Below are 14907 nucleotides of genomic sequence, written 5' to 3'. Positions count from 1 at the left end.
GTAAGAAAAAATAAATGAAACAGAAACAAAAATCGGCAGCGATTGGTTTTATATTTATAACCATGCTCATCGATATTACCGGTTGGGGGATTATTATTCCCGTAATCCCAAAACTGATCGAAGAGTTAATACAGGGAGACGTTAGTGTGGCTTCCAAATACGGCGGATGGTTGACATTTGCCTATGCTTTTACCCAATTTATCTTTGCTCCGGTAATCGGAAACCTAAGTGATAAATATGGACGAAGACCCATTATATTGGTTTCTCTTTTGGGATTTGCACTGGATTATCTGTTGCTTTCGTTCGCCCCAACCATCACCTGGTTGTTTATAGGGCGGATTTTGGCCGGTATTACCGGAGCGAGTATTACCACAGCCTCGGCTTATATTGCCGATATCAGTACCACTGAAGACCGGGCGAAAAACTTCGGAATGATTGGAGCGGCATTTGGCCTCGGATTTATCATCGGACCGGTAATTGGTGGTGTATTGGGACAATATGGTGCGCGGGTACCGTTTTATGCGGCCGCCGTTTTGTGTGCGATTAACTTCCTGTACGGAATATTTGTCCTTCCGGAATCGTTAGCCAAAGAAAACCGTCGTGCTTTCGACTGGAAAAGAGCGAATCCGGTAGGTTCGTTGTTAAACCTGAAAAAATACCCGTCGTTAATCGGATTGGTGGTATCCATGACGATATTATACATTGCGGCACACGCCGTTCACAGTAACTGGAGTTTCTTTACGATGTACCGTTTCCATTGGGACGAAAAAATGGTCGGAATTTCATTAGGAGCCATCGGATTACTAGTTGGTTTGGTTCAGGGAGGTTTAATCCGATGGATCAATCCAAAACTTGGAAATGAGAAAAGTATTTATGTTGGAATGTTACTATATACCATCGGAATGTTCTTGTTTGCCTTTGCCTATGAAGGCTGGATGATGTTAATGTTCCTGGTACCGTATTGTCTGGGAGGTATCGCCGGTCCGGCATTACAATCGGTTATCACGAGTCATGTGCCACCAACGGAGCAAGGAGAATTACAAGGAACCTTAACGAGTTTGATGAGTGTAACGTCCATTATTGGTCCGCCTTTAATGACCAATACGTTCTACTTTTTTACCCACGACGAAGCGCCATTCCAATTTCCGGGTGCGCCCTTTTTGTTAGGAGGAACTCTAATGTTGATCAGTACGATAATATCCTATTCAGTATTCCGGAAAGGAAAATTATAAATAGTATATGTTTACCATAAAAAAAACCTGTCGGATGTATTCTGACAGGTTTTTTGTTTTTTCAGGCTTCAATTTTCTGAAGCATATTAAGCGATGCTTCCAAACTGAGATTGTGGTAATCGGGATTGTAATTGTCCCAGATTTTCCAGGTGTTATGTTGTTTTTTGATAAAATACGTTTGTAGGTTTACCTTGTTGTAGGTGTTACTGATTGTCCCGGTAGCGTCGCGCCATTCCAGATTCCAGCGTTCTTTAGCGGAAATTACGGTCAGCGTATCGTCGATGCGTGTAATCCGGAAATCGTAGATCTCAAATTTCGACCGATTGTCATCGTTGTTTAAAAAGAGGTTCAGTTTGGCATATTTTTCCAGTAATCCGGTGATGCGTTGGGTTAACGGACCGTCTTCAAAAATAAAATCGGATAACCGACTCAGGTTTACTTCGGGTAGTTTCAGCAGGCATCGAAATTCATCTTCACAAAACTGATGAATAAGATGTTCAAAATAGGCGGTATGTTCATCATTAGTATCGAATAACGAAATGGGATTGGTTCTTTCTTTGTGGTTTGCGATAAAACTATTTAGCGAAGCATAACCGATAAAAATAGCCAGTTTGTCCAATGTTTTCAGAAAACGCAAATCGGAGTTTTCTTTTGTCTCGTAGTCATTGGTAAAAATACGGTGTAGCGTGGTACTCGAAATAGTGGTTCCCAGTTCGTTTTTCCGATTTCCCTGTAAGTATTCCGACCGCGATAAGGTATCGGCTATAATCTCCGAAAGGATGATATACTGGGCTCGTTTCCATGATTTGACACTAGATAAGGTACTGTTAAGAACGGAAGGATGGGTTTGAATTCCTTTTTTGAGTTGCTCAATAATCAGTTTCATTTTTTAGTTAGTTAAGATTGGGTTAGATTTTAATTTATTTTGGGTTTAGTGTCATTGAATAAAATAAATCAGTTTGAGCTATTTTGTTGGTTAATTAGTGGTTGATTTAACAAAATATATGTAAATATAAATATATTTAACGAATTTGTTTGAAGTTTTATTTTTGTCTTTCCGGCGTGAAATAATTTAATATTTAGTCGATTGAGAAATGAAAATGGATGTAAAGAGAGGCGAAATAGTCGCAATGAACAAAGAGAAGCGCCATGTTATGCTATCGCTGTTTTAGTGTATAATAAAAAAACGGAACCTTTTGAGTTCCGTTTTTTAATGACAATGTAATTTCAATTCTTTATTCTTTTATGATTTTAAACGTCTTGCTTTGATCATTAGCAGAGACACGGACCATATAAATTCCTTTGGAAAGATTCGAAAAATCAATTTCGTGTAAAGTGGAATTTACTTTGCGGTCGAAAACGATCTGTCCTAACAAATTCGAAACGGTAATCCCGGTAAACGCTTCCGGATTGGAAACAGTAAGACTATTCGTCACTGGGTTGGGATAATAGGCTAGTTTATTCAAGTTAAAATCTTCGTTGCTCAGTGCCGTTAATTGAACCGTTACCGCCAGACGATCCGGGCTTTCGATATCATTAATGGTTTGCGAAGCATAATAAGTGGTATTATGCGTTAAAACTGTAGTCAGTGGTAGACGTGTTTCGGTAGTTGTTGTTAAACCGGGAGCCGAAGCATTTGCATACCAATGAATGTTTTGTCCGTTAACAACCAAGTTGGCTAACGTTTGTCCTTGCGTGAATGTTTGTGTCGATTGTCCACGAGGTGCCGAAGGTGTCGTTACCTGTACGGTTAGGTACAAAGGCGAGCAACTGGAATTAACAGGGATAACAGCGATACTATGAAAGCCTAAGGCTACGTTTTCAAAGGTATTGCTCAATTGTGCCGGTTCATTATCGATCTGATATTGGTAATTTCCGGGTCCTGTAGTATTGATTGTAATTGTTTGATCATCTATGGTAGCATTGGCATTTACAGCACTGGAATAGGTTAATAAAGTTGAAGCCATGGCCGAACAACCTGTAATGATGTTTTGTACGGAAACAGCATAGGTGCCTTCGGTTGTGGCAGAAAATGAATTCCCCGTTGCTCCGGCGATGATCACACCATCTTTAGACCATTGAAATGTATATCCGTTGCCTGATAAATTGGTGTTAATGGTGTAAGGGGTTGCTGTACTGTTTGCCTGGTTGTAACAGATTTGTCCGTTGGCTGGCAAATAAACATGAGGAGCTTGTGTCACTCTGATGTAAAAATAGGCAATCGCAAAACATCCCGAAGTGTTGTTTTCAACCCGAACATAAATCTGCATTTGTTGCTGATTAATATTTACATAGTTTGTTGGTGAGGCCAAAGCAGACGTATTAGTATAGGCATCCGTTATGGTTTCAAAATAACTTACGGTATATTCGGAAGGATTAAGTCCGTATAATACGGCATAATTATTCGAAGTTAAGTCAAATGTTGCAAAACCGGTCGTGCTTGCGTCACAGGCTTCCAGATCCGGAATATCGGAATTAAGTCCTAAAACGGTCGAAAATGACATTGCAGCCGACCAATTGCTACTCTGTGTTGGAGAACAAACGGCTTTTATATAAGCATTATAAGAAGTGCATCCGATAAGATTGGTCACAACATAAGGATTGCTGGTTACGATAGTTCCGACTGTGTTGCTGTTTGGAGGAGCCGTTCCGGCAGGTGTGATATAGACTTCCCATTGTGTTGTACCGGAACCGGTCCAGTTGATAACAGCCGAATTCGAAGTAATATTGGTCACCGCGATGTTGCCCGGTACAGGACAAACTTGCCCCATAACGACAGTCGTTAAAAGTGATACGAGTAAGGAGAATAAGTAGTTTTTTGTCATGATGTCAAATAGTTGCTAATTTGACTCTAAAACTACTAAAAAATTGCGAATAGCGATTATTTTTTCTTCAAATAAAGATAATGGTTATAGTAATCGATAATTCCTTTGCCATTTAATAGGATATCTGCACCAATTATCCCGTGAACGGGTTTCGCTTTGTACTGTTGTAGCGCAAGATTTACATGGCTCATGTCAAAAATGACTACTGAAAAATCATCTGTTTTCCAACGCGAAAGTTGTAGCAAATTGCCCGAAGCCATTTGTGTATGCATACCGGTAGCGCCGGCACCGGAAGCTTTTGTTGGCGAATCTTCCGCGGATAGCAGAAAATGATCAATGCTTTCAAAACCGATACAACTGTTGGAAGCACCGGTGTCTAAAATAAAATCACCGGAAACCCCGTTGATTTTTGCTTTGACCAACAAATGTTGTGTTTTTGATACTTTAAAAGGGATCTTGGTATAGCCGTTGTCTTTTAAAACGCCCTGTAAATTTTCCATAAATCAAATGTAGCTTAAAAAACGAACAACTTTGTACCTTTGCAACTTTAAAAAGACAAGATTAGGATGACTTTAACAGATACCCATACGCATTTATATTCGGAAGAATTTGACCAGGATCGGGATGAAATGATAACAAGAGCCATTGCAGCAGGTGTGACCCGTTTTTTTGTACCGTCGATCGATTCGACGTATACGGAAAAAATGTATGCGTTGGAAAAAGCCTATCCGGGACATATATACCTCATGATGGGTTTGCATCCATGCTATGTAAAGGAAAATTATAAAGAAGAACTGGCGCATGTGGAAGCAGCATTGGCGCAACGGGAGTTTAAAGCCATTGGAGAAATCGGGATCGATTTGTATTGGGACAAAACAACACTGGAGATTCAAAAAATAGCCTTCCGTCACCAGATTCAGCTGGCTAAAAAATACAAATTGCCGATTAACATTCATTGCCGGGAAGCATTCGATGAAATTTTTGAAGTACTCGAATTGGAAAAATCAGACGAGCTATTCGGGATTTTTCATTGCTTTAGCGGAACCTACGAACAGGCTTTGCAGGCCATTTCCTATAATATGAAATTGGGAATTGGCGGTGTTGTAACCTTTAAAAACGGTAAAATTGATCAATTTTTAAATCAAATTGACTTAAAACATCTTGTGTTGGAAACCGATTCGCCTTATCTGGCACCGGTTCCGTATCGCGGTAAACGGAACGAAAGTGGCTATACCCGATTGGTGGCCGAAAAACTGGCAGAACTATACCAACTCCCGGTTGCCGAAATCGCCCGAATCACTACGGAGAACTCCAAAGCAATTTTTGGGATTTAACAAAGAATTTCCCTTCAATTAATAAAATTTTCGTTCATTTGTGGATTGTTAAATTTATAACTAATGTCAAAATTTGATCATATACGCCAGTTTTATGATTCTGAAGTAAATGAAGCACTGCAAAGTATCATGCATCATCCGATGATGAAGGCTTTGATGAGCTTTACGTTTCCCGATGTAGATGAAGCGGTATGGATGGAGCAATTAAAAAGGACACATTCTATCAGGGACTTTCAGGTGAATTTTATTTATCAGTCGGTACAAAGAGTGTTGGAAAAAAGCTCCGATGGCTTAACCACTTCCGGTTTCGAGAAACTGGATCCGAATACGGCTTATCTGTTCATTTCGAACCATAGGGATATCATTCTGGATACTTCTTTATTGAATGTCAGCCTTTTTGACCATGGAATGGTTATGACTGCATCGGCAATTGGAGATAATCTGGTACAAAAGTCCTTTTTATTATCCCTTTCCAAATTAAACCGTAACTTTTTGGTACAACGCGGATTATCGCCAAGAGAATTACTGCAAAGTTCCAAGCTGATGTCGGAGTTTATGTATCATTTGCTGACAAAAGAGAATCGTTCGGTATGGATTGCCCAGCGCGAAGGACGTACAAAAGACGGTAATGATGCAACACATCCCGGTGTGTTGAAAATGTTGGCAATGGCCTGTGAAGGAAAAGACGTAATTCCCTTTTTTAAGAAATTAAAAATAGTACCGGTTTCGATTTCTTATGAATACGACCCTACAGATGCGTTAAAAATGCCACAATTAATGGCTGAAGCTAACGATGAGGTATATATAAAAGAAAAAAACGAAGATTTTATAACGCTGATTAGCGGCATTATCGGACAGAAAAAAAGAATTCATATCCATGTTGGTGATATATTGGATACGGAATTGGATAAGATTGGTGCCGAATTTGATAATTCCAACAAACAGATCCAGGCATTGGCACAGGTAATCGACGATTCGATTCTGTCGACCTACAGATTGTGGCCAACCAATTTTATTGCCTACGATTTACTACATAAAACGGATCAGTTTTCGGATAAATACACGCAAAAAGAGAAGCAACTTTTCGAACGAAGACTGGAAATGAAATTAGGTGCAGAAGTAAAAACACTGCGTGATGGTTTCCTGGCAATGTATGCCAATCCGGTTATCAATAAAATGAAATACGAAAATGTCTAACCGACCGAACATTCTGTTAATCTATACAGGCGGTACCATTGGTATGGTGAAAGATGCCGAAACCGGTGCGCTTAAAGCCTTTGATTTTGACGAATTGTTATTACGTATCCCGGAATTAAAGCTGTTAGATTGTGATATTGCAACGTTTTCGTTTAAAGAACCGATCGATTCGTCTAATATGAACCCACAAAAATGGGTCGCTATGGCGAATGCAATCGAAACGAACTACGATAAATTTGACGGTTTTGTGGTGTTGCACGGTTCGGATACGATGTCGTATTCGGCTTCAGCATTGAGTTTTATGCTCGAAAATCTAAGTAAACCGGTAGTGTTTACCGGTTCGCAATTGCCAATAGGGGATTTAAGAACCGATGCGAAAGAAAACCTGATCACAGCAATACAAATTGCGACCCTAAAAAATAAAAACAAACCGTTGATCACGGAAGTATGTTTGTATTTCGAATATAAATTATACCGTGGGAACCGGACAACCAAAATAAGCGCGGAACATTTCAATGCATTTGCATCGCCCAATTATCCGGCCATTGCCGAATCGGGTGTGCATTTAAAAGTGAACGAAGAACTACTGTTCCATAAAAGCGGAACTAAAAAGCTGAAAGTCAACACGGCCTTCGACGATCATGTGGTGATCATCAAAATGTTTCCGGGCATCAACGAAAGCGTATTACAGGCGGTTTTGCATATTCCAAACCTAAAAGGCGTCGTATTGGAAACCTACGGTTCTGGTAATGCGCCAACGGAAGACTGGTTTATTGCAACGCTGGAAAAAGCAATCGAAAAAGGACTTCATGTAGTCAATGTGACTCAATGTTCGGGCGGAAGTGTCAATATGGATAAATACGAAACCGGATTGGAGCTTAAAAAAATAGGCGTTATTTCGGGTCGGGATATCACTACCGAAGCCGCGATAGCCAAGCTAATGTACCTGTTGGGACAACAGGTTTCCCCATCGGTTTTTAAAACCATATTCGAAACGGCGATTCGCGGTGAAATGAGCTAAAAATTTTTCAGAAAAGCATTGAAAAAACAAAATAAAAGTCGTTAATTCGCAGTCTGAAAATTTAGAGAGGTGGCCGAGTGGTCGAAGGCGCACGCCTGGAAAGTGTGTATACTCCAAAAGAGTATCGAGGGTTCGAATCCCTTCCTCTCTGCTTTTTAATGTAACACGCTGTAAATCAATGATTTGCAGCGTGTTTTTTTGCATTCAAATTCTCTCGAACCTTTACAGCCAAATATTGACAATTTATTGACTGATAAATAATTAAAAACTCTGCGTTTTATTGCTTTTGTAAAATTTCAATTTAGTTATTAATACATAAATAAGTTTGTGAAATAAATAGTCTAAAAGATAAGTCTTTAAAAACTAACTATGATATTCTGAATATAGGGTATATTAGCAACATGCTAAGTTGGTATATCCAGTTATATGGCAAATACCGTTATGATGTAACTCTTAAAGGATTATTTTAAGTTAATATTTCAAAAAAATTGCTTATACGACATCGATGTTATAAATTTGCTTAAATTAGGTAAAATCATTTTTTGTAAAATGATTTTAGATAAAACAATAAAATGGCAAGTTTTGGCAAATTTATAAAAACAGAAAGAGAGAAGAAAGGCTGGAGTCAAACGGAGTTTGGTGCTCTAATCAAGGTTAATACTCCTCTTGTTAGTCGTATAGAAAATGACAAGAAATCACTTGCTTTAGACAAGATAAAATTACTGTCAGAACTTTTTGGGATGAACTATGATATAGTTAAAGACCTTTATTTTGCTGATAAATTTGCAAAAGAAGCATTCCAATATAATTGTTCTGATAAAGTTTTTGTAGCTGCTGAAACACAAACAAAGTATTTCAGAGAGATCAATAGTAAACAAGGAAAACTTAAATTCTAATATTATGAAACATAAGCAACTCATACAAAGATTAGGATTTACGCCTAAAGTAAATACATCTGGAATTTTTCAAAAAAAGTATTCAAAATCTAATGGTTATGCTGTAGAGATTGATTTTGAAAAAGAAGTAATAAATTTTGGAGATAAAATAAAAGGAGAGAGTAAAACCACTCAAAATTTTTCACAAGCTGAAAATTGGGTTGTGTTAGAGTGTGTTGATAGGTTACTTGAAAAAGGGTACCAACCTCAAAATATCGCATTAGAAAAAACTTGGAAAACGGGACATGGGACAAGCGGACGTTTAGATGTGTTGGTAAGCCGTGATGATAATTCGGCTTATTTAATGATTGAATGTAAAACTTGGGGAACGGAATTTGATAAAGAGTTGAAAAACTTAGAAAAAAACGGAGGGCAACTTTTTACTTATTTTCAACAAGATAAAAATGCAGAGATTTTGATGCTGTATGCTTCTGATTTAGATAGTTCGGGAACTAAGTATAGAAATGAAATTATTAAAATCGAAGAGGATTATAGACAAGCTGGAAATGTAAAGGATTTTTATGAGCGCTGGAATAAGTTACCTAAATCTAATGGCGTTTTTGAAAATTGGGTGTCTGTTTACGAGTTTCAAAGTAAGGCGCTTACAAAAAATGATTTGAAAGTATTAAGACAAGAAGATAGTAGTTTTATATTTAATCGGTTCTTAGAGATTTTAAGACACAATGTAGTGTCTGATAAACCAAATGCTTTTAATAAAATATTTACACTTTTCCTTTGTAAAATTGTTGATGAAAATAGAAATGAAGATGAACAATTACATTTTCAATGGTTGGAGGGAGAAGATAATCACGTGTCTTTTCAAAAGAGGCTGACAGATCTTTATAATAGGGGAATGTTGGAGCTTTTGGAAAAAAAAGTTACTGATGTTAGTGATAGTGAATTTGATAAGCAGTTTCTACAAGTCGAAGACCAATACAAAGATAAATTTAAAGAGATTTTAACTGAAATCCGGCTTAAAAAAAATAACGAGTTTGCTATAAAAGAAGTTTATGATGATGCTTCTTTTGAAGAGAATGCCAAGGTTGTAAAAGAAGTTGTTGAATTACTTCAAGTATATCAAATACGTTATAATTATCGTCAGCAATTTTTAAGTGATTTTTTCGAATTATTACTAACTACGGGGTTAAAGCAAGAATCAGGACAATTTTTCACACCAGTTCCAATAGCTAGATTTATTATAAAAAGTTTGCCCTTTCAAGAAATTACAGAGCAAAAAATTGAACAAGGAAATAAAAATGACTTATTGCCAGCTATAATTGATTATGCGGCGGGAAGTGGTCATTTTATAACTGAATCAATGGAGGTGGTTCAAAAATTTATTGATAATTTAGATGAAAATAAATATAATCCTACTACTAAAAAATCTATTAAGAAATGGAAGGAAGACCAGTTTGATTGGGCTGAAACCTATGTGTATGGAATTGAAAAAGATTATCGTTTGGTGAAAACTGCAAAGGTAAGTTGTTATTTGCATGGAGATGGTTTGGCAAAAGTAATACATGGAGACGGTTTAGGTGATTTCGCTACTTCTACAGAATTTAAAGACTTGCTAAAGGAGACAGATAAGACATATCCACAAGATAATAAACAGTTTGACGTTATTATTTCAAACCCTCCTTATTCGGTGTCTGCTTTTAAAGGTTCTATGGTGACTGAAGAAAAAGCTAAAAGAGCTTTTGATTTGTATCCAAGATTAACTGATCAAAGTAGTGAAATTGAATGTTTATTTATTGAACGGACAAAACAACTCTTAAAAGATGGAGGTGTTGCAGGGATTATTCTACCAAGTAGTATTTTGAGTAATACTGGAATTTATACACAAACCCGTGAGATATTATTAAAGTATTTTGATATTCTAGGAATTACTGAATTAGGTTCAGGTACTTTTATGGCGACAGGAACAAATACTGTTACTTTGTTTTTAAGACGTAGAAATAATGCAGATTCTTTCAATATAGAAGAAGCTATAAAAAAGTTTTTTGTAAATTTTCAAGACGTGACAATAAACGGAATAGAAAAACCAATTCAAAAATATATTTCTCACGTTTGGAATAATATAAGCCTAGAAGACTATGTTACGTTGTTGCAAAAGCAACCTAACGCAGTAATTGAAAAACATGAAATTTACCAAGAATATAGGAGTAAGATCAAGGCTAAAAATGAATATGATAAATGGAATAGTATTTTGGCTTTGGAACAAGATAAATTACTGTATTTTGTTATTGCATATCCTCAAAAAATTGTTTTAGTAAAAACAGGAGAAAAGAACGAAGAAAAACGCTTTTTAGGTTATGAGTTTAGCAATCGTAGGGGAAGTGAAGGGATTCACGCAATACAAAGAGAAAAAACTATAGATGATTGCACGCATCTTTATGATCCTGATTTGTTTGATAACCCAAATAAGGCAAGTACTTATATTTATAAAGCCTTTAAAGGTGAATTTGACTTAGATTTACCTAAGGACTTACAAAAGAATATTAGCTATCATAATTTGGTTGATATGTTTACTTTTGATCGTGTAGATTTTGAAAAAAATATTTCCCTCTCAATTAAAAAAAAAGTAAAATTTGAAGAAATATGGAAGACAGCTAAGTTGGAATTTTTAGATGAAATAGCCGTAATTAAAAAAGGAAAAACAATTACAGCATCTAAAGCTATAAAAGGAGATATTCCTGTAATTGCTGGCGGGCAAAGCCCAGCATATTATCATAATGATTCTAATAGGAGTGGTAATGTAATAACGGTAAGTGCATCAGGTGCCTATGCTGGTTTTTTGAATTATTTTGATACACCTATTTTTGCTTCTGATTGTAACACAATTGAGTCTAAAGATGAAAATATAATTACGACTAAGTTGATTTTTGATTTTTTAAAATCAATGCAACAGGAGGTTTATAAATTGCAAAGAGGTCAGGCTCAACCTCACGTTTATGGAGATGATCTGGCAAAAATTAAAATACCAGTACCATCTAAAGATATTCAGAAAAAAATTGTTTCTGAAATTGAGATTTTAGAAAAAAAAGAAAGCCAAATTAAAAATGAGATTGCTGTTTTAAAACAAGAGATCATTAATAGAGCAAATTTATTATATGAAAATAATAAGCTTCAGAAATTAGGGCATTTCTGTGAAGTCCCAGTATATGGAGCAAATGAAAAAGCAATTAGTGGAAATCCATTGATTGATTACCGATATATTAGGATTACCGATATTAATGATAATGGTTCGCTAAATAATGATTGGAAAACAGCTGAAAAAGTTGAAGAAAAATATATTTTGGAGGAAGGGGATTTTTTATTTGCTCGTTCTGGGGCAACGGCAGGAAAGACATTTCTGTATAAAAAAGAATATGGCAAGGCATTATATGCAGGTTACTTAATTAAATTTAATGCTAAGAAGGAAAAATTAAACTCAGATTTTTTAAATTTTATCCTGAAAGGAGATAATTATAATAATTGGGTTTTAGATATGAGGAGAGGAGCGGCCCAGCCAAATATTAATGCTCAGCAGTATTCTTCATTTGAGATCCCTAAGATTTCTTTATCGGAACAAGAAAAAATTGTATTAGATATAGAAAAAACTGAAAAGAAATTAACAGATTTAGAAAATGAAATTGATTTAATTCCTAAAAAGAAAGAGTTGATTCTTAGGAAGTATTTGAATTGAGGATAGGGGATTTTAAGGGGCACTTTTTAGCCATACGACGGTCAAATTAAATGTACGTAAAGGCTATCATTCTAGGTAGTTTTTTGATGTAAGAAATTTTGCAGTGTATTTTGCTTCAAACTGTCAGGTTAAATTGGGATTTACTGATCAGACTTTGCCGAAATATTCAGATAATATAAAGATTATGTATTTAGGGTGCAGAAATTAATAGGCTCATACTAATAAAATAATACAAAAGTTATTATTGTGGACTTTCGATAGATTAATCTTGCAAATTTTTCAAAAGAATTGAATGATTAGTTTTTGCAATGACTATTTCATCGTAGGCGATTTATTTAAAATCTTTATTTTCATTAAGTGGAAGATGCTAAAAGAATATCAAATGAATTAAGACATGAAACTGCTGCGATTTGGTACATCAGTGATGATTTTGGTTCTAAAGTGATGGTAAAAGTGCCTTCTCCATCGATTAAGGCAATAATTAAAGGCTGTAAAGTTGAGTTTCTATTTTGCAAAGACACCTATCAAAAACCTAATTTTTTTCATATTGGAATCAGAATTTATGATGATTCTATAAATTATCAGGAGATTATCTGTGCCCAGAGGTTTTTGTTTGAACATTTGTCCATAGCAAAAATCATGTATTTGGATAACGTTCAGATACAATTTTACAATGAATTAAATACGTGCCAAGTATTTGGAAAACTGACGTTCGATGAACCGGGGAAGCAATCTGTACTATTTTTATTAGGTAATCCCAAAAATTTATATGTTGGGGCATTTAATGATGAGGTTAGTAAGTCATTGGACAATTTTCAGTTTAGCCTTGGTCATGATTTTAAGGATATATCAGAGGTTAAGCGATTAAATATGCTAGTGATCAATAGCCGTATTTCGGATATCAGCGTAATAAAGAATTTTATTTATACGGATAACCATCATGTTGAGCTTTTAATTGATGACAAAGATGAGGGCAATACTCTGGAAGACGAAGTTTTTATAGCAATGACCTCATTATTTGGTAAGGACACATATAAAGGAGCAAGGATACCCAATAAGAATACTACTAGGGAATTAACGGATATTTTAACTTTTTCTGAATATGGCATCTTCTTAATTGAAGCTAAGGCTTTAGGTGTGATTAACCTGGAGACCGAAAGGACAATGGAAAGAAAGACCTTAGGCCTGCAGAAACAAGTCAATAAAGCAATCAAACAGTTGGTGGGAGCTTCAAAAAGCATTGCTGAAGAAGTTTCTGTATATGATCAATTAGGAGAAGAGATATTTTTTAATAAAAGGCTAGTTCCTCATGGAGTTATTTTAGTATCCGAATTGCTTCCATTCGGTGATTGGAAAGAAATTGTAATCGCATTACAAAAAGCTATGATAGAAGGAAATATGATGATCCATATTTTTGATATGAAAGAGTTTATTCGCTTTATAGGTTATTCAAAAGGTGATAAAGATCAATTTGATTTTTTACTCATGCAAAGGATTAATAATTTTGTAGAGAGACAATCAGTTTTCCTATTTTCAAGATTTGTAGATAAATCGAATGAACAAGAAGAGATACTTTAGGTACTTGAATTAATTAATGATGTTTAAAAGTAAGTTTTACCTACAATCTAACTAAGGGATACTTTTTCTTTTTGAAATAATATAAATTATTGAAAATTAATTATTTGGATTTTTTGCGATTCGAATTCTGTCGAGCCTTTATAGTCAAATAATAACAGATGATTGATTGATAATAAATTCAATATTCAGCTCTTTATTGCTAGTTTCGACAGTCTCACAAAAGCTTGAGCTTAATGTTAGTTTACTATATAAACATATACTACTTCCTTTTTTTGTTAAGTAATAACAAATAGTTTCTTTTAAAATCAGCCAACGTATTAACATCATTATTTATTAAACGAGTGCTAAACTCTTTCTCTATATCTGATAATCTATAGATACACTTTCCTCTTAAAAGGGTGTATGGTATAGTTTTGTCTTTTCTCAACCGTATTAAGGTTCTTGAACTTATATGAAGTAATTCGCATACATCATGACCATCAAGCCAGATATCTTCAGAATTCTTTGAAGATAATAGCGCCTGATTTTCTACAAACTCTAATATCTTTTCAATTTTTTCTAATAGATCATGATAGGCTTTGCTTTCAAAGGTGATTATATCCATAATACTGTTTTTATGATGAATAAAATGTTTTACTGTTTTCACTCAATGTCGCCTAGGCATTGTATTTCTAATTCAGAAAATTAAATGAAGTTTTGGAAAGGAACACGAAAAATATCAAGATGTGTATTACTAATTTTGATTAGTAAATACACCATAAAAGTATAACCGTTTTAAATCACATGTGTTAATATAGTGTTATCAAATAAACATCTTTTCTGTATTACTACAATGGAATAAAGAAAAATATTTTCAAACTATTTATTATAAACATTTAGTAAAACGAAGAACTAAATAACTTTAAAACTATTGTAACCTTAAAAGCTAATAGGATAAGCTATGTGCAATTTAATTTAGGCTTTTAAAGGAAACTTAATAATTCACTATTACTAATTTATCATTACCTTTGAACTTAGTTGTTTAAGTCAAAATTGTGACAACAACAACCTAATGATAACAGTAATTACGTTACCAAATCGTTACCATTTTGTTTGAAAAT

General features: G+C 35.1%; 11 protein-coding genes and 1 tRNA gene. 8 read left to right on the top strand and 4 right to left on the bottom strand.

Annotated elements, in window-relative coordinates; translation table 11 throughout:
* Positions 1-14 precede the first annotated feature (14 nt).
* Positions 15-1232, top strand: coding sequence for a TCR/Tet family MFS transporter (locus tag Q1R07_RS14635; RefSeq protein WP_300491679.1), 1218 nt, complete (start codon positions 15-17; stop codon positions 1230-1232).
* A 61-nt stretch (positions 1233-1293) separates the two neighbouring features.
* On the opposite strand, the gene Q1R07_RS14630 is transcribed toward Q1R07_RS14635, so the two are convergent.
* The 3 genes from Q1R07_RS14630 to Q1R07_RS14620 form a co-directional block, all read right to left on the bottom strand.
* Complete coding sequence (locus tag Q1R07_RS14630) at positions 1294-2118, bottom strand: hypothetical protein (protein ID WP_300491677.1); 825 nt, start codon at positions 2116-2118, stop codon at positions 1294-1296.
* A 349-nt stretch (positions 2119-2467) separates the two neighbouring features.
* Entirely contained in the window at positions 2468-4057 is a 1590-nt protein-coding gene (locus Q1R07_RS14625) for a T9SS type A sorting domain-containing protein (RefSeq protein ID WP_300491675.1), read from the bottom strand.
* A gap of 56 nt (positions 4058-4113) precedes the next feature.
* Positions 4114-4557, bottom strand: coding sequence for a retropepsin-like aspartic protease (locus tag Q1R07_RS14620; protein ID WP_300491673.1), 444 nt, complete (start codon positions 4555-4557; stop codon positions 4114-4116).
* A gap of 66 nt (positions 4558-4623) precedes the next feature.
* Here Q1R07_RS14620 and Q1R07_RS14615 point away from each other — a divergent pair, with 66 nt between their 5' ends.
* From Q1R07_RS14615 to Q1R07_RS14585, 7 genes are all read left to right on the top strand, one after another.
* Positions 4624-5391: a TatD family hydrolase gene (locus Q1R07_RS14615; protein ID WP_300491671.1), complete on the top strand. Its 768-nt coding sequence runs from the start codon at positions 4624-4626 to the stop codon at positions 5389-5391.
* Positions 5392-5454: 63 nt separating this feature from the next.
* On the top strand, positions 5455-6588 hold the full coding sequence (locus Q1R07_RS14610; protein WP_300491669.1) for a 1-acyl-sn-glycerol-3-phosphate acyltransferase: 1134 nt from the start codon (positions 5455-5457) through the stop codon (positions 6586-6588).
* Positions 6581-7609 carry an asparaginase gene (locus Q1R07_RS14605; protein WP_300491667.1) on the top strand — a complete coding sequence of 343 codons (1029 nt, stop codon included), beginning with the start codon at positions 6581-6583 and terminating at the stop codon, positions 7607-7609. Before Q1R07_RS14610 ends, Q1R07_RS14605 begins: the two co-directional genes overlap by 8 nt.
* Positions 7610-7672: 63 nt before the next feature.
* Positions 7673-7760 (top strand) — tRNA-Ser (locus Q1R07_RS14600).
* Between the two features lie 421 nt (positions 7761-8181).
* Positions 8182-8505 carry a helix-turn-helix transcriptional regulator gene (locus Q1R07_RS14595; protein WP_300491665.1) on the top strand — a complete coding sequence of 108 codons (324 nt, stop codon included), beginning with the start codon at positions 8182-8184 and terminating at the stop codon, positions 8503-8505.
* A 4-nt stretch (positions 8506-8509) separates the two neighbouring features.
* Positions 8510-12229 (top strand): restriction endonuclease subunit S, encoded by a 3720-nt coding sequence (locus Q1R07_RS14590; RefSeq protein ID WP_300491664.1) that lies wholly within the window; start codon positions 8510-8512, stop codon positions 12227-12229.
* Positions 12230-12586: 357 nt separating this feature from the next.
* Positions 12587-13807: a hypothetical protein gene (locus Q1R07_RS14585; protein ID WP_300491662.1), complete on the top strand. Its 1221-nt coding sequence runs from the start codon at positions 12587-12589 to the stop codon at positions 13805-13807.
* A 259-nt stretch (positions 13808-14066) separates the two neighbouring features.
* Here the strand turns inward: Q1R07_RS14585 and Q1R07_RS14580 are convergent, their stop codons facing one another.
* Positions 14067-14411 (bottom strand): helix-turn-helix domain-containing protein, encoded by a 345-nt coding sequence (locus Q1R07_RS14580; protein ID WP_300491660.1) that lies wholly within the window; start codon positions 14409-14411, stop codon positions 14067-14069.
* Positions 14412-14907 lie beyond the last annotated feature (496 nt).

This window comes from Flavobacterium sp. (assembly GCF_030146175.1).
Lineage (GTDB): Bacteria > Bacteroidota > Bacteroidia > Flavobacteriales > Flavobacteriaceae > Flavobacterium.
The sequence above is the reverse complement of the archived record's forward strand: the minus strand, read 5'-3'. Positions and strand labels throughout refer to the sequence as shown.

Bases quoted from the DNA above. Each gene is read 5' to 3' on its own strand.
- Q1R07_RS14615 (WP_300491671.1), top strand. From the start codon at position 4,624: ATGACTTTAACAGATACCCATACGCATTTATATTCGGAAGAATTTGAC.
- Q1R07_RS14595 (WP_300491665.1), top strand. From the start codon at position 8,182: ATGGCAAGTTTTGGCAAATTTATAAAAACAGAAAGAGAGAAGAAAGGC.
- Q1R07_RS14625 (WP_300491675.1), bottom strand. From the start codon at position 4,057: ATGACAAAAAACTACTTATTCTCCTTACTCGTATCACTTTTAACGACT.
- Q1R07_RS14590 (WP_300491664.1), top strand. From the start codon at position 8,510: ATGAAACATAAGCAACTCATACAAAGATTAGGATTTACGCCTAAAGTA.
- Q1R07_RS14580 (WP_300491660.1), bottom strand. From the start codon at position 14,411: ATGGATATAATCACCTTTGAAAGCAAAGCCTATCATGATCTATTAGAA.
- Q1R07_RS14620 (WP_300491673.1), bottom strand. From the start codon at position 4,557: ATGGAAAATTTACAGGGCGTTTTAAAAGACAACGGCTATACCAAGATC.
- Q1R07_RS14605 (WP_300491667.1), top strand. From the start codon at position 6,581: ATGTCTAACCGACCGAACATTCTGTTAATCTATACAGGCGGTACCATT.
- Q1R07_RS14635 (WP_300491679.1), top strand. From the start codon at position 15: ATGAAACAGAAACAAAAATCGGCAGCGATTGGTTTTATATTTATAACC.
- Q1R07_RS14630 (WP_300491677.1), bottom strand. From the start codon at position 2,118: ATGAAACTGATTATTGAGCAACTCAAAAAAGGAATTCAAACCCATCCT.
- Q1R07_RS14610 (WP_300491669.1), top strand. From the start codon at position 5,455: ATGTCAAAATTTGATCATATACGCCAGTTTTATGATTCTGAAGTAAAT.